Origin of the sequence: Xanthomonas sp. XNM01, from assembly GCF_014851915.1 — a bacterium.
GTDB lineage: Bacteria > Pseudomonadota > Gammaproteobacteria > Xanthomonadales > Xanthomonadaceae > Pseudoxanthomonas.
On sequence record NZ_JACVAP010000001.1, the window covers coordinates 1,518,041 to 1,538,041 of the forward strand.

22 protein-coding genes are annotated in these 20,001 nt (G+C 71.6%); 13 read left to right on the forward strand and 9 right to left on the reverse strand.

Annotated features, from left to right (window positions below):
* Positions 1-55 precede the first annotated feature (55 nt).
* The 4 genes from IB242_RS06995 to IB242_RS07010 all read left to right on the forward strand — a co-directional run bounded on the left by IB242_RS06995 (position 56) and on the right by IB242_RS07010 (position 2,015).
* A complete protein-coding gene (locus tag IB242_RS06995) occupies positions 56-661 on the forward strand; it encodes a cytochrome d ubiquinol oxidase subunit II (protein ID WP_343237093.1) in 606 nt (201 codons plus the stop codon).
* Positions 661-795 carry a DUF2474 family protein gene (locus IB242_RS07000; protein WP_192277356.1) on the forward strand — a complete coding sequence of 45 codons (135 nt, stop codon included), beginning with the start codon at positions 661-663 and terminating at the stop codon, positions 793-795. Before IB242_RS06995 ends, IB242_RS07000 begins: the two co-directional genes overlap by 1 nt.
* A 158-nt stretch (positions 796-953) precedes the next feature.
* The gene (locus IB242_RS07005; protein WP_192277358.1) at positions 954-1,514 is read left to right on the forward strand and encodes an isochorismatase family cysteine hydrolase; all 561 of its coding nucleotides are present in this window, start codon (positions 954-956) and stop codon (positions 1,512-1,514) included.
* A gap of 129 nt (positions 1,515-1,643) precedes the next feature.
* Positions 1,644-2,015: a response regulator gene (locus IB242_RS07010; protein WP_192277360.1), complete on the forward strand. Its 372-nt coding sequence runs from the start codon at positions 1,644-1,646 to the stop codon at positions 2,013-2,015.
* Positions 2,016-2,031: 16 nt separating this feature from the next.
* On the opposite strand, the gene IB242_RS07015 is transcribed toward IB242_RS07010, so the two are convergent.
* From IB242_RS07015 to IB242_RS07045, 7 genes are all read right to left on the reverse strand, one after another.
* Positions 2,032-2,412, reverse strand: coding sequence for a response regulator (locus IB242_RS07015; protein WP_192277362.1), 381 nt, complete (start codon positions 2,410-2,412; stop codon positions 2,032-2,034).
* Positions 2,405-5,575, reverse strand: coding sequence for a PAS domain-containing protein (locus IB242_RS07020; RefSeq protein ID WP_192277371.1), 3,171 nt, complete (start codon positions 5,573-5,575; stop codon positions 2,405-2,407). Before IB242_RS07020 ends, IB242_RS07015 begins: the two co-directional genes overlap by 8 nt.
* Before the next feature lie 81 nt (positions 5,576-5,656).
* A complete protein-coding gene (locus IB242_RS07025) occupies positions 5,657-5,797 on the reverse strand; it encodes a hypothetical protein (protein WP_192277373.1) in 141 nt (46 codons plus the stop codon).
* Positions 5,798-5,908: 111 nt separating this feature from the next.
* A complete protein-coding gene (locus tag IB242_RS07030; protein WP_192277375.1) occupies positions 5,909-6,793 on the reverse strand; it encodes an SDR family oxidoreductase in 885 nt (294 codons plus the stop codon).
* 337 nt (positions 6,794-7,130) lie between these two features.
* Complete coding sequence (locus tag IB242_RS20405; RefSeq protein WP_225540291.1) at positions 7,131-7,295, reverse strand: KGG domain-containing protein; 165 nt, start codon at positions 7,293-7,295, stop codon at positions 7,131-7,133.
* 380 nt (positions 7,296-7,675) lie between these two features.
* Positions 7,676-7,969 (reverse strand): hypothetical protein, encoded by a 294-nt coding sequence (locus IB242_RS07040; RefSeq protein WP_225540064.1) that lies wholly within the window; start codon positions 7,967-7,969, stop codon positions 7,676-7,678.
* Positions 7,970-8,637: 668 nt separating this feature from the next.
* Complete coding sequence (locus tag IB242_RS07045; RefSeq protein WP_192277379.1) at positions 8,638-9,684, reverse strand: NAD(P)-dependent alcohol dehydrogenase; 1,047 nt, start codon at positions 9,682-9,684, stop codon at positions 8,638-8,640.
* Between the two features lie 345 nt (positions 9,685-10,029).
* Here IB242_RS07045 and paoA point away from each other — a divergent pair, with 345 nt between their 5' ends.
* The 5 genes from paoA (at position 10,030) to IB242_RS07070 (ending at position 15,625) form a co-directional block, all read left to right on the forward strand.
* Positions 10,030-10,671, forward strand: a complete 642-nt coding sequence (gene paoA, locus IB242_RS07050) for an aldehyde dehydrogenase iron-sulfur subunit PaoA (RefSeq protein WP_192277381.1) — start codon at positions 10,030-10,032, stop codon at positions 10,669-10,671.
* On the forward strand, positions 10,668-11,618 hold the full coding sequence (locus tag IB242_RS07055) for a xanthine dehydrogenase family protein subunit M (RefSeq protein WP_192277383.1): 951 nt from the start codon (positions 10,668-10,670) through the stop codon (positions 11,616-11,618). The genes paoA and IB242_RS07055 overlap by 4 nt, the downstream gene beginning before the upstream one ends.
* A gap of 4 nt (positions 11,619-11,622) precedes the next feature.
* Entirely contained in the window at positions 11,623-13,821 is a 2,199-nt protein-coding gene (gene paoC, locus IB242_RS07060; protein WP_192277385.1) for an aldehyde oxidoreductase molybdenum-binding subunit PaoC, read from the forward strand.
* A 132-nt stretch (positions 13,822-13,953) separates the two neighbouring features.
* Complete coding sequence (locus tag IB242_RS07065) at positions 13,954-15,009, forward strand: XdhC/CoxI family protein (RefSeq protein ID WP_192277387.1); 1,056 nt, start codon at positions 13,954-13,956, stop codon at positions 15,007-15,009.
* The gene (locus tag IB242_RS07070) at positions 15,002-15,625 is read left to right on the forward strand and encodes a nucleotidyltransferase family protein (protein ID WP_192277389.1); all 624 of its coding nucleotides are present in this window, start codon (positions 15,002-15,004) and stop codon (positions 15,623-15,625) included. The genes IB242_RS07065 and IB242_RS07070 overlap by 8 nt, the downstream gene beginning before the upstream one ends.
* 73 nt (positions 15,626-15,698) lie before the next feature.
* On the opposite strand, the gene IB242_RS07075 is transcribed toward IB242_RS07070, so the two are convergent.
* Positions 15,699-16,163: a cupin domain-containing protein gene (locus IB242_RS07075; RefSeq protein ID WP_192277391.1), complete on the reverse strand. Its 465-nt coding sequence runs from the start codon at positions 16,161-16,163 to the stop codon at positions 15,699-15,701.
* A gap of 250 nt (positions 16,164-16,413) precedes the next feature.
* Between IB242_RS07075 and IB242_RS07080 the strand changes: the two genes are divergently transcribed.
* Together IB242_RS07080 and IB242_RS07085 are read left to right on the forward strand one after the other, a co-directional pair.
* Positions 16,414-17,313 (forward strand): LysR family transcriptional regulator, encoded by a 900-nt coding sequence (locus tag IB242_RS07080; RefSeq protein WP_192277393.1) that lies wholly within the window; start codon positions 16,414-16,416, stop codon positions 17,311-17,313.
* Between the two features lie 113 nt (positions 17,314-17,426).
* Positions 17,427-17,810: a DUF6165 family protein gene (locus IB242_RS07085; RefSeq protein WP_192277395.1), complete on the forward strand. Its 384-nt coding sequence runs from the start codon at positions 17,427-17,429 to the stop codon at positions 17,808-17,810.
* 51 nt (positions 17,811-17,861) lie between these two features.
* Here the strand turns inward: IB242_RS07085 and IB242_RS07090 are convergent, their stop codons facing one another.
* Positions 17,862-18,227 carry a DUF6164 family protein gene (locus IB242_RS07090; protein WP_192277397.1) on the reverse strand — a complete coding sequence of 122 codons (366 nt, stop codon included), beginning with the start codon at positions 18,225-18,227 and terminating at the stop codon, positions 17,862-17,864.
* An 86-nt stretch (positions 18,228-18,313) separates the two neighbouring features.
* Here IB242_RS07090 and IB242_RS07095 point away from each other — a divergent pair, with 86 nt between their 5' ends.
* Positions 18,314-18,757 (forward strand): FKBP-type peptidyl-prolyl cis-trans isomerase, encoded by a 444-nt coding sequence (locus IB242_RS07095; RefSeq protein WP_192277399.1) that lies wholly within the window; start codon positions 18,314-18,316, stop codon positions 18,755-18,757.
* 3 nt (positions 18,758-18,760) lie between these two features.
* Positions 18,761-19,999 carry a TIGR03862 family flavoprotein gene (locus IB242_RS07100; RefSeq protein WP_192277401.1) on the forward strand — a complete coding sequence of 413 codons (1,239 nt, stop codon included), beginning with the start codon at positions 18,761-18,763 and terminating at the stop codon, positions 19,997-19,999.
* Positions 20,000-20,001 lie beyond the last annotated feature (2 nt).

The window sequence follows — 20,001 nt, forward strand, 5'->3', positions numbered from 1 at the left end:
GTTTGCGCGTGAAACCTGATTTACGCGGTTTAGCAAGCTGAGCGCGCCGCGCCTGGTGTCTCACGAACGCCGACCACGGTGCATCGCACGCGCTGCCCAGCGGGCGTGGCACGGGCCGCGCACTGATGTAACGCCACGGTCACGCCGCAGCCGCGCATGCGCGCCCAGTGCGACGCTCGGCGCGTGCTGGCTGATCTGGAAGACCGACGGCATCACCCAGCAGCACGCCTTCCGGCTGGCGCGCGGGGCCGGTGCCTTGCTGCTGCTCGGCATCGTCGCGGTCAGCCTGGCCACGCTGGGACTGGATTACGACTACCACCAGCGCTGGCTCACCTACCCGGCGGTGCTGGTGACCGCACAGGTGCCGCTGCTGACGCTACTGATCGCCTGGGCGTTCTTCCGCTGCCTGCGCCGGCGCCGCGAGGGCTGGCCGTTCCTGCTGGCGCTGGCGCTGTTCCTGCTGACCTTCATCGGCCTGGCGGTATCGGTGTTCCCGTACGTGGTGCCCGAGGCGCTGACGATCTGGGATGCGGCCGCACCGGAACGCAGCCAGGGCTTCATGCTGGTCGGCGCGGTCGTGCTGGTGCCGGTCATCCTGGCCTACACCGGCTGGTCGTACTGGGTGTTCCGCGGCAAGGTCGCGCACGAGGGGTACCACTGATGCGCGTTGACGAGACACGCGCAGCCGGTCCGTTCTGGCGCAGGCTGCTGTGGCTGGTCGCGCTGTGGCTGGCCGGCGTGGGCACGGTCGGGGTGGTGGCGCTGCTGATCCGCACCTGGCTGCTCGGCGGGTGACGCGCCGGGCCCCTTGGTGCACGCATCCAGGTGCCGGGCAGATAACGGCGCCTGGTCGACACCGCGTGGATCGGCGCCGACGTAGCCTGCGCTCCGTGCTTCCGGCACGGCCCCCTGCCAGCCGATGCGCGCCCCGCCACCGCCCCGAGCGAGCCGCCATGACCCGCCACGCCCAGGCCCTGTTGATCGTCGACATGATCAATCTGTTCGACTACGCCGACGGCGGCCGGCTCGCGCGCCGCACCGCTCCGATCATCGAGCCCATACAGGCCCTGCGCGAGCGCTACGACGCGGCCGGCGCGCCGGTGGTCTACGTCAACGACAACTTCTCGCAGTGGCAGGGCGATTTCGCCGACCTGGTGGCGCGCTGCGCGCGCGCCGGAGGCGTGCCCGCAAGGATCGCGGCCGCGCTGGCGCCGAAGCGGTCGCACTACCACATCCTCAAGCCCAAGCACTCCGGCTTCCTGTGCACCGCGCTCCCGGTCCTGCTGGCCAAGCTCGGCACCCGGCAGCTGGCGGTCACCGGGATCGCGGCCGATTCCTGCGTGCTGGCCACCGCGCAGGACGCGAACATGCGCGAGTTCGGGCTCTGGGTGCCGGCCGACTGTGTGGCATCACGCACCGATGCAGGCACCACCGCGGCGCTGTCGCTGGTACGGGGCGCGCTGGGCGGCGCGACGACGCGCACGGTCCGCTGCAGCGGCCTGTTCCCGGGCTGAGACGGCTCCATCGTCGTCCGTGGACCCTGCTGGGTCAGGTCCACAGCCAGCAGCGCGCCGCGATTTCGCCTGCCATTAACGGATCCTTCATTAGATTGCGACGTTCGACCCAGTGTCCACGGAGGCGACATGACGACACCGCTGGCAGGCAAGCGTGTCCTGATCGTGGAAGATCATTTCCTGCTGGCCGAGGCGCTGGCCGACTGCATCGCCGATGCGGGCGCCGAGGTGGTGGGCCCCTGCCCCAGCGTGGAGGCCGCGCTGGCCTCGCTCGACCAGGCCGGCCGGGTGGATGTGGCGATCCTGGACGTCATGCTCGACCGGCAGACCTCCGAACCGGTGGCCGACCGGCTGCGGGCGATGGGCAGCCCGGTGCTGCTGATGACAGGCTACGACGATCTGTCGATGTCGCAGCGGCTGCGCGGCCTGCCCCGCTGCTTCAAACCGTTCGAGCGCGGCAGCCTGCTGCGGAAGCTCGGCGAGCTGGTGGTCCCCAACTGACGCGCGTCCGCAGCGGTCATCGCGGCGAGGCGGCCAGCAGCCGCGCCAGCGCACGCTTCAGCGCCCGGAAACTGATCGGCTTCTCGCAACGCGGCACGTCCCTGAAACCGATGGGAATCGCCGAGGCGTCGTAGCCGGTCGAGAACACGAACGGGACCCCGCGCGCCTCCAGCGCCGCCGCGAGCGGAATCACCGAGACGCCGGCCAGGTTCATGTCCAGCACCGCGACATCGACCGGGTGGCTGGCCGCGAGCGACATCGCCGCCTCCAGCGTGCCCACCGGCCCGACCACGCTGGCACCGGCTTCGCGCAGGCAGGCACCGAGCTCCTCGGCGATCATGTATTCGTCCTCGACCACCAGGACATGGCGGCCGCGCAGGGCGGCGTCTTCACTCATGGTCCATCTCCCCGCGTGTGCTCCGCGAAACCGGGATCGAGATCGTACAGTGCACGCCGTTCGGTCCGAGCACGTAGGTGGTTTGCGCACCCAGCTGGTAGGGCAGCGCCCGCTCGATCAGCTCCCGGCCCTGGCCGGTGCCCTGCGGCAGCGCATCCGGGTCCGGCATCCGCACGCCCGATTCGCGCCAGTCGATGTGCAGCCACGGCGGTGCGCCGCCCCCTTTCGACTCGAGCCGCCAGCCGATGTCGAGCCGACCGGACGGCTGTCCCAGCGCGCCGTACTTGATCGCGTTGGTCGCCAGCTCGTGCAGGGCCATCGCCAGCGTCTGCACCGTCGACGAGCGCAGGCGCACGCCGCCGGGACCGTCGAACACCACGTTGCCGCTGCCCTCGATGGCGGCGAACTCGGCGCCGACCAGCTCGTCGAAGGTGACCCGGTCGTGGTCGCCCAGGCGCGACAGCAGCCCCTGCACGCGTGCCAGCGCGTCCAGCCGGTCACTGAAGCGCTCCTGGAACTCGGCCAGGCTGCCGGTCGAACGCAGCGTCCTGTCACCGATCGACCGGACCACACCGATGAGGTTGCGGGTGCGGTGCTGCAGCTCGGCCAGCAGCACGCCTTGGTGCTCCTGCAGGTTGCGCAGCTCGTGGATGTCGGTGGACGTGCCCAGCCACTCGACGATGTCGCCGGCATCGTCTCGCACCGGCGTGGCCCGGGTCTGGAACCAGCGATGGCTGCGGTCGGCCCGGCAGAAGACCCGATACTCGACATCGAATCCACCACGCGCCGGCGCCTCCTGCCAGGCCGTGCGGGCCAGCTCGCGGTCGTCCGGATGCAGCGCATCGAGCCAGCCCCAGCCATGGCTGGCGGCCTCGTCCTGGCCGGTGTAATCGGTCCACTGCGGGCTGGCCCAGGCCCAGACCCCGGCGGTGACCGCCCGCCAGACCAGCTGCGGCATGCCCTCCACCAGCAGCCGGAACCGGCGCTCGGCATCGTGCAGATCGGTGGCGTCGTGGCTGATGCCGCCGACCAGCGCGACCCTACCTGACGCATCCAGGATCGGGAAGTCGGTGTTGCGCAGCCAGCGGATCGCGCCATCGATCGGCCGGCGCACGCGGTACTCGAATGTCACCTGCTCGCCCCGGCGCACGCGCTCGATGTTGGCGGCCACGCGTTGCCGGTCGATCGGCAGGACCAGGTCCAGCCACGCGGCGTAGGTATCGGCACCGGCGAGCGCGTGCGCGCGCGGCAGCCCGTAGACCGGTTCGAACGCCTGGGTCAGGTAGCTCCACTGCAGGGTGTCTGCGTCGCGGATCCACAGCACGTCCTGCGACGCCTCGCCGAAGCGACGCAGCCGCTCCTCGCTCTCGCGCAGCGCGTGCTCGGCGCGCGCACGTTCCTCCGCCTCCTGCGCGCGCGCGATGATGATGCCCGCCGAGCGCGTCATCACCGCGGCCAGTTCGTGGTCGCGCGGCACCGGCGTCCGCGGTTGCCGGAAGTACATCGCGAACGTCGCGCCGACACGCCCGCCGAAGGTCTTCACCGGAAACGACCAGACTCCCTGGAAGCCATGCTCGTGCGCCATCCACATCCAGGGCTGCCAGCGTGGCTCGAGCGCGACATCGGGCGTGATCACCGCCTCGCCCAGATGGACCGCGAGCCCGCAGGCAAACGAATCGGGGCCGATGCGCAGCCCGTCGACGCACAGCGCATACCGTTCGGGCATGCCCACCAGATGCCGCAGCGCGCTGCCGGCGGGGTCGGCCATGTAGAACGCGCAGCGCACGCCGTCGTCCTGGTGCTCGAGCACGGTCCGCACCAGGATGCCGAGCGACTCCTCCAGGCTGGCCCCGTTCAACGCAGCCTGGAACGCATCGCGCTGCCCGGCCAGCCATTCGGTGCGCTCGCGCAGGGCGGCATCGGCGCCGGCCCGCTCCAGTGCCAGCCAGGTGCGTTCGGCCGTTTCCAGCGCCAGCGAACGCTCGGCCTCGGACCACTCGCGCGGCACGTCGGCCTCCAGCCTCACCACCGCGACCACATGGTCGTGCATGGTCAGCGGGATCGCCAGCCGTCGCCCGGGCGGCGCGGGCGACGTCGCATCGCCGGTATCGCCGGCATCGACATCGGCATGCCGTGCAGCATCGCCGCGCATGGCGTCGTCGAACACCGCCCCATCGGCATCCAGTCCCAGGTGCCCGGCCAGAGCCTGCATCGCGCTGGCGCGGATCCGCTCAGGTGCATGCAGTGGCCGCAACGCATCACTGAGGTGCAGGTAGGCCTGACGCTCTTCGTCCAGTCGCAGCGTCGACTCGGCCCATCTGCGTTCGGTGATGTCGATGACGGCTACCGATGCGCCGACGATGCCCAGCCCGGGCGTGCGCCGCGCGTGGACGACCAGCCGATGCCAGCGCGGGAACGCCTCGACGCCGGTCCGCAATTCGCTCGCGAAACCACTGCCGGTCTGCAGCAGGTGCGCGAACCGGCGTGCGTACTGCGGCCAGTCCGCGGGGTGGATGATGTCCCGGAGCGGCTGCCCGACCAGGTCGCCCCAGGAGGCGCCCGCGCTGCGCGCCAGGCCGGCGTTGGCCCACAGCACGCATCCGGCGGTGTCCACGGTGAGGATGCCGACCTCCGCCTGGCTGGCGAGCGCGCGCAGGTTGCGTTCGGTGTCCTCCAGCGCATGCCGCGCCCGCACCTGCTCGCTGAGGTCCAGCACCGTGCCGATGAAGCCGACGATCGGGCCGGCCGCCATGCGAACCGGGCTGCAGGACAGGTCGATCAGCGTGTCGGCGGCCTCGTCGCCCGGCGCGGCAGGCGCATGCCATCTGACCGAAAGCGATTCGCCCCGCGTCATCCGCGCGACCATGTCGTCCAGCGACGTCCACGGCAGCGCCCACAGCCGCGCCAGCGGTGTGCCCATGACATCGGCGTCATCGGCGAGCAGGGGGAGCAACGCATCGTTGGGCACGATCAGCAGCTGCGGCCCGAACATCAGCAGCGACGGCAGCGCGCTCTCCAGCACGTACGACGCGGCCCAACCCAGTTCGGGACACCACCCTGGCGGCGGACCTGACGGACCTGCGTTCCAGCGATGCGCCCGGAAACGCTCGCCCATGCGCCCGCCGCTGGGCGCGCTGTCGGGTGGGGATGCGTCGACATTCATCGCATGCACGCCATCGGCGTCGCCGTCATGACGCGTTCCTCCTCACGCGGCCGCCCGACCCGCGATGCCGGTCCGGTGCGATCAGTGGACCTGACGCTGCTCCGGATCGCCCTCGCGCTGTTCGCGCGGGTCGTTGGGTTGCTGGCGCTGCTTGTCGCGGAACTGTTGTTCCTGGCGCTCCTGGTCGGGCGTGTTGCGGGTCGGATCTTCGTTGCGGGACATGGAAGTCTCCCTGTCTGGCCTCGTCGAAGCTGCAGTCTGCCGCCGGCCGTGTTGCCTTGATGTGGACGCGCGCCAGCGCGCTGCTGCCATCCTGATGATTCCGGGATCGCGTCAACGCGGTCCGTCGCCATGGATGCGCCCGCCATGACTGGGCCGATGCAGCGCGCCGCCGCGCTCGCGCACCGGCCCCTCGGCTTGCTGCCGGTCGAGCTGCAGTGCGGCCATGCGATCGGCCAGTCGCGGGACCCAGCGACTCAGTGTGGTGTTGAGCATGGACATGGCACCGACGGTGACGTCGCGCCCGCCATGTTCGGCCGCATGCAGGATCGCGCCGGCGACACGTTCGGGCGCGATCAGTGGCGCCGGCAGCTTCGGTTCGCCATCCAGATAGTTGCAGGCGTGCCGGGGATACGGCGTGTCGACCGCGGTGGGCTGCACCAGGACCACCGACACGCGGCTGTCGGCCACATGCGCCTCCTCGATCCGGAGCGCATCGATGAAGCCTTTTACCGCGTGCTTGGAGGCCGAGTACATGCCCTGCAGCGGCAGTACCGCATCGGACACCTCGCTGCCCAGGTTGATCAGTGCGCCGGCCTGTTGGCGCAGGAACGGCAGCGCAGCCAGCGAGCCGTGCACCACGCCCCAGAAGTTGACGTCGAACAGGCGGCGGCTGTCTTCGTCGCTGACCTGGTCGAGGCGGCCATAGATCGAGACACCGGCGTTGTTGATCCAGGTATCGATGCGGCCGAAACGCTCCATGATGCGCGCCAGCGCCGCATCCACGTCCGACCGGTTCGCCACGTCCACGCCGCAGGCCATGGCCTCTCCGCCATCCTCGCCGATCGTGGCGGCGACCTCGTCGAGGACGCCGATGCTGCGTGCCAGCAGGACCACGCGTGCGCCGCGTTCGGCGGCCAGCAGCGCGGTGGACAGGCCGATGCCGCTGGAAGCGCCTGTGACGACCACGACCTGGCGATCGAGAGGCGGGTGCTTCATGACGCGCTCCACTGGCAGGAAGAAGCTGCACTCTGCGCCGCCGTGGCCTTCGGTGCCGGCGAAACCAGGGGTGTTCCTGCACGGACATCGGCGACTCACGCCACGGCAGTCCCGCGGTGACATGCCACCGCGACGACGGAGTCCGCCATGCCATCGAGCGCATGCACCCGCGTGGGCCGGGGCCCGGTTGCCTCGATCGAAGGCATCGACCACGAAGCGATCGCTTCATGGCCGATGCGTCCGGACGTCACGGCAGCGCATGCGGACCATCATCGATCAGGCCCGCCCACGCTGTCGCCGGCATGTGGGCGACGCGGGCCGGGCAGCCCGCGGCAACTCACTCTTCTTCACCGCCGCTGCCGCGATTGCCGCCACCACTGGCCTGCCCGCCTTTCCTGCCGGCTTCGCGGGCTTCTTCCGAGTCGAACTCGTGTGCGTTGCCGCTCTGGTGAGCGGCCCGACCACCTTCGCTGGCGATCTCGCGCTGCCGATCCTCGTCCATGCCGGCGAAACCACGGCCTCCCTGACCGCCTTGTCCGCCCTGACCGCCGCCCTGACCGCCACCACCCTGGCCGCCGCCTCCCTGTCCCTGTCCTTGATTCTGGTTCTGGTTCTGGTTGGCCATTGCCTGTCTCCTGTACGGACGCGATGCTGCGCCCACTGCAGACAACGCAACGAGCGTGCCAGCGCCACGCCCCTGATTTCCTTCGCGCTGTGCAGCATGCGCTTCGCCGGAGCCTGCAGCTCCTGCATCACCGCGCAGCCTTTTCCATCAAGCCGGCATGCATGCGGTGCCGCACGTTGCGGGACTGCCGAGGATGCGCACGCGAAGAGGAGACATGCGGTCGTCGCGACAGCGTCGAATGCGTCGGCACGGCGCTGTCAGGAGGTAATGCGCATCCAGACCTGCGCGAACACCATGCCCGCTTCGCGCTCTGTCAGCGGACTGGCGATCACCGCGTCGCGGAGCAGGTAGCGCTGCAGGTTGTCCGACGGGGCGGCGTGCGGGTGGCGCAGGTAAACGTCATAGCCCTCGCGGATCACCGGCCAGTAGCGCTTGAAGCTGCGCATCGCGCTGGCACGCGGCAGCGTGCGCCATGCCTCGCGCCAGTGCATGGCTTCCTGATCCAGATCGACCATCTGCGCCCGTGCCGGCGCCTCCGTGCGTGCGTCCATCGTCTTCTCGCAATGCGGCTGCCATGCAGCCGACCGATTCGATCGTCAGCGCATGTCGAGGCACAGGCCGTGACCGCGGCCGCCGGCATCGTCGCAAGCCGCACTCCACACCGTCGCCATGCACGGCGTCCAGCAAGACGCCTCAGGCGTACGCGCGTACGGCAACCTGCTGGCGTGCGCGCTCGACGATGGCCAATGGACGGGCGGATGACGCACCTGCGCATCGGCCGGATCCGGTCGCGGTCGAGCCCCGAAAATGCGCGCAGATTGTGCGAAGGAAAAACGTCAACCAGGCGTCAAGATTCGCGCCGTTTCTGCATGCGTTTGCGTGCTGCTCCGACGTGCAGCCGGTCGGGAGTCGAGGGAGCCCGCCGCGCACGCCGCGCTCCGATATGGCATCACGGTCGGCGACGAGGCCATGAATGCTGCGAGCGCCGGAAGCGTGGCTTCGAACCGGGCGATCTCCACAGCGACACCAACGTGGGGCGCGGGCGAAGCGGCACATGTGATGCGAGCGCATGACGCCACGGGATGACCTCGTGCATGGCCTGCACGCTGGCGACCGCACCGTCGCCGGCCGAGATCGGTGATCCGTCCGGAAGGGACCGGCGCGCCAGCCTCACCCTGACGAACGCCACGGCCGTTGCGGCCGTGGCGGGGGGCAACGATCAGCCCTGCAGCGACGCCATGTCGATGACGAAGCGGTAGCGCACGTCGGAGCGCTCCATCCGCGCGTAGGCGGCGTTGATCTCGTCCATGCGGATCATCTCGCAGTCCGGCAGGATGTTCTTCTCCGCACAGAAGTCGAGCATCTCCTGGGTCTCGCGGATGCCGCCGATCGGCGAGCCGGCGACGCGGCGGCGGCCCAGCAGCAGCGGTACCGAATTGATCTCGTCCATCGGGCCGACCTGGCCGACGATCACCAGGGTGCCGTCCACGTCCAGCAGCGGCAGGTACGGATCGAGCGCGTGCTTGACCGGCACGGTGTCGATGATCAGGTCGAAGCCGTTGGCGGCCTGTGCCATCGCCTCCGGGTCCGACGACACCAGCAGGCGGCTGGCGCCCAGGGCCAGCGCATCGGCCTGCTTGTCGGGGGTGCGGCTGAGCACGGTGACCTCGGCGCCCAGGCCGACCGCCAGCTTGACCGCCATGTGGCCCAGCCCGCCCAGGCCGATCACGCCGACCCGGCTGCCCGGACCCACGTTCCAGGTCTTCAGCGGCGACCAGGTGGTGATGCCGGCACACAGCAGCGGCGCGGCGCGGGCCAGGTCCAGGCCGTCGGGCATGCGCAGGCAGAACTCCTCGCGCACGACCAGATGCTTCGAATAGCCGCCCTGCGTGTTCTCGCCGGTGATGCGGTCGCGGCCGGCGTAGGTGCCGGTCATGCCCTCGCGGCACAGCTGCTCCTCGCCCTTCCCGCACTGGTCGCAGTGCTGGCAGCTGTCGACCATGCAGCCGACCGCGACGTGGTCGCCGACCTGGTAGCGGACGACGTCCGCACCGACCTCGGTGACCCGGCCGACGATTTCGTGGCCCGGCACGATCGGGTAATAGCTCCAGCCCCAATCGTTGCGGGCGGTGTGCAGGTCCGAGTGGCAGACGCCGCAGTAGAGGATCTCCATCACCACGTCGTTGGCGCGCGGGGCGCGGCGCTCGAACGTGTACGGGGCCAGCGGCGTGTCGTGGGAATGGGCGGCGTAGCCGAGGGTCAGCATCGAAAGGTCCTTGGTCGGTAAAGCGCGGACGCCATGGTAGGCGCTGCGTCGCGCCGCATTAAGACGTGCTGGCCGCTTGGACTGTTGCACCGCGCTCATCAATCCGGGCGATCCATGCGGCTTCCGTGCCTGCGCCGCGCCGGGCCCGCGGTCGACGGCCATCGCCGGATTGATGAATCCGATCGATAGGACCGATCTGGGCAGCGCCCTCTTTCCCGCGACGCCCGCTGGGTAGGATCGGGACCCCTGGCGCGTCCGTCACGCGTCCCCCATGGCATGCACGCGATAGTGCGACGCGCACGCCAGCCAGCCGGGCCCCGTCCCGCCAGCCCAAGGAGCCAGACCGTGGACCGCGATCCCGCCCTCACCCTGTCCCGACGCGACCTGATCAAGGCCGGCGTCGGATCGGCCTCGCTGTTGTCGCTGCCGCTGGTCGCCCAGGCCGACGCCTCCGCGGCGACCGCCGCCGCCCCCGTGATGGCCGAGGTGTCCCTCGAGGTCAACGGCACGCCACGCACGCTGAACGTCGATACCCGCACCACCCTGCTCGACGCGCTGCGCGAGCACCTGCACCTGACCGGCACCAAGAAGGGCTGCGACCACGGCCAGTGCGGCGCCTGCACGGTGATCGTCGATGGCCGCCGGATCAATGCCTGCCTGACCCTGGCGGTGATGCACGACGGCGACCGCATCACCACCATCGAAGGACTGGGCACTCCCGAGGCGCTGCATCCGATGCAGGCCGCGTTCGTGAAGCACGACGGCTACCAGTGTGGCTACTGCACGCCCGGCCAGATCTGCTCGGCGGTGGCGGTGCTGGACGAGATCGGCCAAGGCATCCCCAGCCTGGCCAGCGAGAGCCTCACCGCGCGCGTCCGGGTGAGTCCGGACGAGATCCGCGAGCGCATGAGCGGAAACATCTGTCGCTGCGGCGCCTACTCCAACATCGTCGACGCGATCGCCGAGGTCGCAGGGAGCCGCACATGAGGGCCTTCAGCTACGAGCGCGCCGCATCGCCCGCCGAAGCCGCCGCCGCGGCCGCGCGTACGCCCGGCGCGAAGTTCATCGCCGGCGGCACCAACCTGCTGGACCTGATGAAGCTGGAAATCGAGACGCCGGCGCATCTGATCGACGTCAATGCGCTGGCCCTGGACCGGATCGAGAAGACCGACGACGGCGGGATGCGGATCGGTGCGCTGGTGCGCAACACCGACCTCGCCGCCGATACCCGCGTGCGCCGCGAGTACCCGCTGCTGTCGCGAGCCCTGCTGGCCGGCGCATCCGGCCAGCTGCGCAACAAGGCCACCACGGCCGGCAACCTGCTGCAGCGCACGCGCTGCCCCTACTTCTACGACACCGCCCAGCCCTGCAACAAGCGCCTGCCGGGCAGCGGCTGCGCCGCGCTGGAAGGCGTCAGCCGGCAGCTGGCGGTGATCGGCGGCAGCGCGTCCTGCATCGCCACCCATCCCAGCGATATGGCGGTGGCCATGCGGGCGCTGGATGCCACGGTCGACACGGTGGCGCCGGACGGCAGCGTGCGGCATCTGCCGCTGGAGGGGTTCTATCGTGCGCCGGGCACCACCCCGCATCTGGAGACCGTGTTGAACAGGGGCGAGCTGATCACCTCGGTGACCCTGCCCGCGCCGGTCGGCGGCACCCACGTCTACCGCAAGGTGCGCGACCGCGCCTCGTATGCGTTCGCGCTGGTGTCGGTGGCCGCGGTGGTGCAGCGCGACGGCAGCGGCCGGGTCGCGGTCGGCGGCGTCGCGCACACACCCTGGCGGTCGAACGAGGCCGACGCGCAGCTGCCACAGGGCGCGCGCGCGGTCGCCGCGCGCCTGTTCGCGGGGGCCGACCCGACCCCGCAGAACGCCTTCAAGCTGCAGCTGGCCGAACGCACCCTGCATGCCGTCCTGGCCGAAGCGAAGGGATGACCCGATGAAATTCGACACGCCCGCCACACAGAACCCGATCGACCAGCTCAAGGTGGTCGGCAAGCCGCTGGACCGCATCGACGGCCCGGCCAAGACCACCGGCCGCGCCACCTACGCCGCCGAGTGGCACGACGTCGCGCCCGACGCGGCACACGCCTGGATCATCGGTGCCGGCATCGCCAAGGGCCGCATCGTCGACATGCGCCTGGACGAGGCCCGGCGCGCGCCGGGCGTGCTGGCGATCGTCACCGCGCAGAACGCCGGCAAGCTCGACAAGGGCCGCTTCAACACCGCGCGCCTGCTCGGCGGGCCGGAGATCCAGCATTACCACCAGGCCGTGGCCGTGGTGGTGGCCGAGACCTTCGAGCAGGCGCGCGCCGCCGCCGGCCTGGTCCGCATCCGTTACCAGCGCGCCGAGGGCGCCTTCGACCTGGCGGCGGAAAAGCAGCGCAACCGCAACATGCAGAAGGTCGATCCGGACGCGCGCGTCGGCGATTTCGAACGCGCCTTCGCCGCCGCCGAGGTCGGTCTGGACGCCACCTACCACACGCCCGACCAGTCGCACGCGATGATGGAACCGCACGCGACGCTGGCGATGTGGGAAGGCGACCGGCTGACGGTCTGGACCTCCAACCAGATGATCGACTGGAGCCGCGGCGATCTGGCCAAGACGCTGGGCATCGCCAAGGACAAGGTGCGGCTGGTGTCGCCCTACATCGGCGGCGGCTTCGGCGGCAAGCTGTTCCTGCGCGCCGATGCGCTGCTGGCGGCGCTGGCGGCGCGCGAGGCCGGCCGGCCGGTGAAGCTGGCCCTGCCCCGCCCCTTCATCGCCAACAACACCACGCACCGCCCCGCCACGATCCAGCGGATCCGCATCGGGGCGGCGCGCGACGGGCGGATCACCGCGATCGGTCACGAGAGCTGGTCGGGCGATCTACCCGGCGGCAGCCCCGAGGTCGCCACCCAGCAGACGCCGCTGCTCTACGCCGGCGAACACCGTCTGGCCGGGCTGCGCCTGGCAACGCTCGACCTGCCCGAGGGCAACGCGATGCGCGCGCCCGGCGAGGCGCCGGGCATGATGGCGCTGGAGATCGCGATCGACGAGATCGCCCACAAGCTCGACATGGATCCGGTCGAGTTCCGCATCGTCAACGACACCCGGACCGAACCCGGCAATCCGGACAAGCCGTTCTCGCAACGGCAGCTGGTGCAGTGCCTGCGCGAGGGCGCGCGGCGCTTCGGCTGGGACAGGCGCGATCCCACCCCCGCCACCCGCCGCGACGGACGCTGGCTGGTGGGCCTGGGCGTCGCCGCCGGATTCCGCGGCAGCCCGGTGATGAAGTCGGCCGCGCGGCTGCGGCTGCGGCCGGACGGCATGGTCGTGGTTGAAACCGACATGACCGACATCGGCACCGGCAGCTACACGATCATCGGCCAGACCGCGGCCGAGGTCATGGGCGTGCCGATCGAGCGGGTGCAGGTACGGCTGGGCGATTCGGACTTCCCGGTCTCGGCCGGCTCCGGCGGCCAGTGGGGCGCCAACAGCGCGACCTCCGGCGTGTACGCGGCGGCGATGAAGCTGCGCGGGATGGTGCTCGCAAAGCTCGGTGTACCAGGCGATGGCGCGCAGTTCGCCGACGGCCGGGTGCGAGCCGGTGGACGCAGCATGGCCCTGGCGGACGCTGCCCGCGACGGCGAGCTGGTGGCCGAGGACGCGATCGAGTTCGGCGACCTGTCCAAGCGCTACCACCAGTCCACGTTCGCCGCGCATTTCTGCGAGGTCGGCGTCGACCGCTACACCGGCGAGACCCGGGTCCGGCGGATGCTGTCGGTCTGCGCGGCCGGACGCATCCTCAATCCCAAGCAGGCGCGCAGCCAGGTGATCGGCGCGATGGCGATGGGCATCGGCGGTGCGCTGTCGGAAGAACTGGCGGTGGACAAGCGCTTCGGCTTCTTCGTCAACCACGACCTGGCCGGCTACGAGGTCGCCGTGCATGCCGACGTGCCGCACACCGAGGTGGTGTTCCTGGACGAGGCCGACGCGACCTCGTCGCCGATGAAGGCCAAGGGCATCGGCGAGCTCGGCCTGTGCGGGGTCGGCGCGGCGATCGCCAACGCGGTCCACAACGCCACCGGCGTGCGCGTGCGCGAGTACCCGCTGACCCTGGACAAGCTGCTGCCCGGCCTGCCGGCGCTGACGTGATGGCACTGGCATGAATCCGGCCCCCGCCATATCCACCGCGCCGCGCGCGTGCACGATCACCGGGCCCTGCCCGGAACCTGCCAGCGCCGCCCCGGCACTACCACCGGCGCGCATCGGTGAGGCCCGGTCGCCATGAGCGCGCTCGCGCACGCGCCGCGCCTGCCGGCCCCGGCCCGTCCGCCGGGCGTGTCGACCGGGCGCGCAGGGCCGCTACCGGTCTGCGAAGGCAATCCACGCCAGGTGCTTCAGGCGGCACTGGCCGCCTGCGCTGCCGCGGTGCCGGCGACGCTGGCGGTCGTACTGGAGACCGAAGGCTCGACCTACGTGCGCGCCGGCACCTTCGCCCTGTTCTCCGCGGGCGCGCACGTCGGCTGGCTCAGCGGCGGCTGCCTGGAGCCGGAGATCGAACGGCGCGCCGCCCGCGCCGCCGCCGGCGGGTGCATCGACTGGCTCGAGATCGACAGCCGCGACGACGATGCCCTGTTCGGCGGTGCCGCCACCGGCTGCCGCGGAATGCAGCGGATCGCGCTGCTGCCGCTGGCGGCCCTGCCCGGCTGCGGGGCGGTCCTCTCGGCATGGCTGGACGGCCAGTGCACGCTGCGGCTGGCGGTGTCGGCCGACGGGAACCTGCAGCTTGCCGCCGGCGCCGCGAGCGCGCACTGGCAGCTGCCGGCCGCGGTACCGGACTGGACCGCGGCGGCGGGCACATGGCGGGTGCGGCTGCCGCGGGCGCCTGACGCCTGGGTGCTGGGGGCCGGCCCGGAGGCGACCACGCTGCTGCCGCTGCTGCGCGACCTCGGCTGGCGCGTGCGCCTGCATGAGCCGCGTGCGCGCTGGCTGGCCATGCACGGCGAGGGATGCGGCGACGCCGGGCTCGGCAGCGGCTTGGCCGACGCGCTCGCATCGCTGCCGGTGCCGGACGTCGCGCTGGTGATGCACCACAGCTTCGAACGCGATCGCGACGCGCTCGAACTGCTGGCCGACGCAGCCGTGCCCTTCATCGGGCTGCTCGGCCCGCCGCGCCGCCGCGACGACCTGTTCCGGCTGTTGTCCGAGCCCCGGCGCAACGCCCTGCGGCATCGGCTGCATGCACCGGTCGGCGCCGACCTCGGCGGCCGTGGCCCGCAGGCCATCGCACTGAGCATCGCCGCCCAGCTGCAGGCCTGGCGCCACGGCGCCGATGCCTGAGCCGCACACCGTGGGCGACGATGCGCATGCGGTGGTGGTGCTGGCGGCCGGCGGCAGCCGTCGCCTCGGCGTCCCCAAGCAGTTGCTGACCCGCGGCGGCGAACCGCTGCTGCGTCGCTGCGTGCGTCTGGCAGCGGGGACCGCACCGGCCCGGCTGCTCGTGGTGCTGGGGGCGCAGGCGGAGCGGATGCACGCCGCGCTGGAGGGACTGGACTGCCGGCCCGTGCACAACAGCGACTGGGCACGCGGCATGCAGGCCAGCGTGCGGGCGGCGGCGTCCGGGGTCGACACGTTCGGACGGGTGCTGGTGCTGGGCTGCGACCAGCCGGCGCTGGAACGCGCGCATCTGCAGCACCTGCTCGACGGCGCAGCCGCCGCAGCGTCCGGCTGCGCGGCGACCCTGGCCGAAGACGCCGCACCCGGCATTCCGGCCGTGGTCCCCGGACACTGGTTCACGCACCTGGAGGACGCCGGTCAGGACCGCGGCTTCGGACCGCGTCTGCGCGCGCTGCCGCGCGCCTCGCTGCATCTGCTGCATGCGCCCGCGCTATGGCTGGACCTGGATACGCCGGCACAACTGGAGATCGCACGGCATCGTGGCCTGGTCGACGCCTGAGCCGGCAGAGCGGTCGGGCGGTGCGCCTGCGAACCCCTGTCTGCCGGCGCGCGACCGCACCACCCCACCACGCTCAGCGGCCGCTGTACTGGCTGTCGTCCACCTGCTCCAGCCATGCGACCGGGCTGCCATCCACGCTCTCGGCGATCGCGATGTGCGCCATCGCGGTGACGCTGGAGGCCCCGTGCCAATGCTTGACGCCGGGCGGAATCCAGACCGTGTCGCCAGCGCGGATCTCCTGCGCATCGCTGCCCCACTGCTGCACCCAGCCCCGGCCGGACGTGACGATCAGGGTCTGCCCGAGCGGATGCGTATGCCATGCGGTACGCGCACCCGGCTCGAAGGTCACCAGGGCCCCGCCCGCACGCGCCGGGGCCGGTCCGCCGAACGGGGCATCGATACGGACGCGACCGCTGAAGTGGGCGGCCGCGCCGGCCACCGACGGCTGGCTGCCGGCAGCGGTGACGCGCACCGGTGGATCGGACGACGCGCTGGCTGCCAGGGACAGGGCCAGCGCGGTCGCGGCGATATGGCTCATCGTGGGTTTCCTCCGGGCAGGAACGGGCGGGGCCGTCATCCGCACGCGGGACGGCGCGGCAACCAGTCTGGGCCGACCACGCCGACGCCGGTAGACCGCCACGCTGCATGGCCCCATGCGGCATGCTCATCAATCACCGCAATCGGCACGCACCACGCTGGCCAGCGTCGCTCCCGCCCGCGACCGGGCGGGGCGCGGCATGCGGATGCCGGTGCTACCCTTCGCCCGCATTCATGATCGAGCGTCACCCGTGCCCCGCAAGGACTTCGACGATCTGGTCGCCTTCGTCGCGATCGCGCGCGAGCGCAGCTTCACCCGGGCCGCCGCCAGACTCGGCACCTCGCAGTCCGCGCTCAGCCACGCCATGCGCGCGCTCGAGGCGCGGCTCGGCGTGCGCCTGCTGACCAGGACCACGCGCAGCGTCTCGGTCACCGAAGTCGGCGAGCGCCTGCTGCAGACCGTGGCGCCGCGCCTGGACGAGATCGAGGCCGAGCTGGCCGCGCTCGGCGACATGCGCGACAAACCGGCCGGCAACCTGCGCATCACCGCCACCGAGCACGCCACCAACACGCTGCTGCGCCCGGCCCTGGCCCGGCTGCTGCCGCACTACCCCGACATCCATGTCGAGGTGGTCATCGATTACGGTTTCACCGACATCGCCGCCGAGCGCTTCGATGCGGGCATCCGCCTCGGCGAGTCGGTGGCCAAGGACATGATCGCGATGCCGATCGGGCCGGAGTTGCGGATGGCGGTGGCGGCATCGCCCGCCTACTTCGCCCGGTATCCGGCACCAGCCACGCCACAGGACCTGACCGCGCACAACTGCATCAACCTGCGCTTCCCCACGCGCGGCGGCTTGTACGCCTGGGAGTTCGACAAGGACGGCCGCGAGATCCGGGTCAGGGTCGAGGGGCAGCTGGTGTTCAACGCGGCGCCGCCGGCGCTGGAGGCGGCGCTGGCCGGGCTCGGCCTGGTCTGGCTGCCCGAGGACATGCTCGCCCCGCACGTGGCCAGCGGCGCGCTGGTGCGCGTGCTGCAGGACTGGTGCGAGCCGTTTCCCGGCTACCACATCTACTACCCGAGCCGGCGCCAGCGCTCGCAGGCCTTCAGCCTGCTGCTGGACGCGCTGCGCCTGCCGCAGCCCGGCTGAGCCGGGTTGCACCGTCGGGCGCGACGACCGCCTTTCCGCGCGAGGCCGGCGGCGCGTCCCGATCATGGCCACGCGGTACCATGGCCGGCCCTGCTGAACGAAAGAACGTGTCCGTGAACTCGATCCTGGTGCCGGTGGCCGTCGGCGAACTGCTCGACAAGATCACCATCCTCGAAATCAAGAACGACCGCATCGACGACGCCGACAAGCGCCGCAACGTGCGGGTCGAGCTCGATGGGCTGTGGCCGCTGTGGGAAGGCCTGCGCGCGCGGCATCCGGAGATGGATGGGCTGAAGCAGCAGCTGCGCGCGGTCAACGAGCGCATGTGGGACGTGCAGGACGCGCTGCGCGCGAAGGAAGCCGCGCAGACCTTCGATGCGGAGTTCATCACCCTGGCCCGCGCGGTGGCGACCACCAACGGCGAACGCGTCGGCCTGAAGAACGCGATCAACCGGGTCGCCGGCTCGCGCTTCGTCGAGGAGAAGCAGTACCGCTGATCGCCGCGGCGCGCAGCCGTCCGTACCGCCGGCGCCGTGCCGGCGGCGGGCTCAGCGCAGCAGCAGTGCCGGCAGCAGCAGGACCAGGCCCAGGATCGCGACGATTCCCAGCAGCCGCGACAGCACGAAGCCCGGGCGCGCGCGCAGCAGCGCGGTGAAGGTCTCGGCGCTGCCGTCGCGCTCGGCCTGTTCCTGGAGCGCGCGTGCGTCCGCGCGCCGCTGCGCCTGGTAGTCGTCGATCAGGGCGCGCGCGGCCGGATAGGCGTCCTTGTCGCGCAGCCAGTAGCCGCCGGCCGAGATGCCGAACAGGCCGATCGGCGTCTCGTAGAAATCGACCTTGTGCTCCTCCAGCAGGGCGCGCACGTCGGCGGCCTCGTCGTCGGGCACGTTGCGCAGGTTGAAGAGCAGTTTCGCCATCGCGCCATGATAGCCGCGGCTCGCCGCCGATGCCGATCGGTTACCCTTGCGCGCCTTTCCGCCAGCCGACCTTCCGGAACACGCCCATGCGCCGCCTGCTCACCGCCCTGCCCCTGCTGCTGTGCCTGCTGCTCGTGTCCTGCGCCGCCGACCAGGGCCCGCCGCCGGGCGGCAGCGTGGCCGAGCTGCAGCGCATCGACGAACGCGTCGGCGACGGCGCCACCGCCGTTGCCGGGCAGGACGTCAGCGTGCACTACACCGGCTGGCTCTACGACGAGAACGCGCCCGACAAGCGCGGCCGCAAGTTCGACAGCTCGCGCGACCGCGGCGAGCCGTTCACCTTCCCGCTCGGCGGTGGCCGCGTGATCCGCGGCTGGGACGAGGGCGTGGCCGGCATGCGCGTCGGCGGCCAGCGCACCCTGCTGATTCCGGCCGCGTACGGCTACGGCAGCCGCGGCGCGGGGCGGGTGATCCCGCCAGGCGCCTCGCTGGTGTTCGAGGTCGAGCTGCTCGACGTCGCCCAGCCCTGACCGATGCGGACGCATGTTCCCTCCGTTGCCGTGGTCGGCGGCGGTCCGGCCGGGCTGTTCGCAGCCGAGACGCTGCGCGCGGCCGGGCTCGAGGTCGACCTGTACGAGGCCAAGGGGTCGGTCGGCCGCAAGTTCCTGATCGCCGGCAAGGGCGGCCTCAACCTCACCCATGCCGAGCCCAGGGCCGGTTTCGTGACGCGATACGGCATGCACCAGGCGGCAGTCGGCGGCTGGCTGGACGACTTCGACGCCGATGCCCTGCGCGACTGGGCACGCGGCCTGGGCGTGGATACCTATGTGGGCACCTCCGACCGCGTGTTTCCGGTCGACCGCAAGGCCGCGCCGCTGCTGCGTGGCTGGGTGCGGCGGCTGAAGGACCAGGGCGTGCGTTTCCACGTGCAGCACCGCTGGACCGGCTGGACCGACGACGGCGCGCTGCGCCTGGCCACGCCCGACGGCGGACGCACGGTCGCTGCCGATGCCGTGGTACTGGCACTGGGTGGCGGCAGCTGGCCCGAGCTCGGCTCCGATGGCGCCTGGCTGCCGCTGCTGGCGGCGCGCGGGATCGACGTGGCGCCGCTGCTGCCCAGCAACTGCGGCTTCGACATCGGCTGGAGCGCGCACCTGGCGGAGCGTCACGCCGGCGCCCCGCTGAAGCCGGTCGTCGCCCACTGGCACGACGATGCCGGCGTGGAGCAGGCGCTGCAGGGCGAATGCGTGGTCACTGCGACCGGCATCGAGGGCAGCCTGGTCTATGCGCTCTCGGCGATGCTGCGCGACCGCATCGCCCGTGATGGCGGCACGACGCTGTTGCTGGACCTGGTCCCGGGGCGTGCGGCCGAGCGGCTGCGGGCCGACCTGGCCAGGCCGCGCAACGGGCGCAGCCTCAGCGAGCACCTGCGCCGCCAGGCCGGCATCGTCGGCGTGCGCGCCGCGCTGCTGCGCGAGGTGCTGCCACGCGAGGCGCTGGACGACATGGACGCCGTCGCGGCCACCCTCAAGCGCTTTCCGCTGCGGCTGCTGCGCCCGCGCCCGATCGCCGAGGCGATCAGCAGCGCCGGTGGCGTCCGCCTGGAAGCGATGGACAGGCAGCTGATGCTGGACGCCCTGCCCGGCACCTTCTGCGCCGGCGAGATGCTGGACTGGGAGGCCCCGACCGGCGGCTATCTGCTCACCGCCTGCTTCGCCAGCGGCCTGCGCGCGGCCCGCGGCGTCATCGACTGGCTCGACCGCCGCGGCTGATA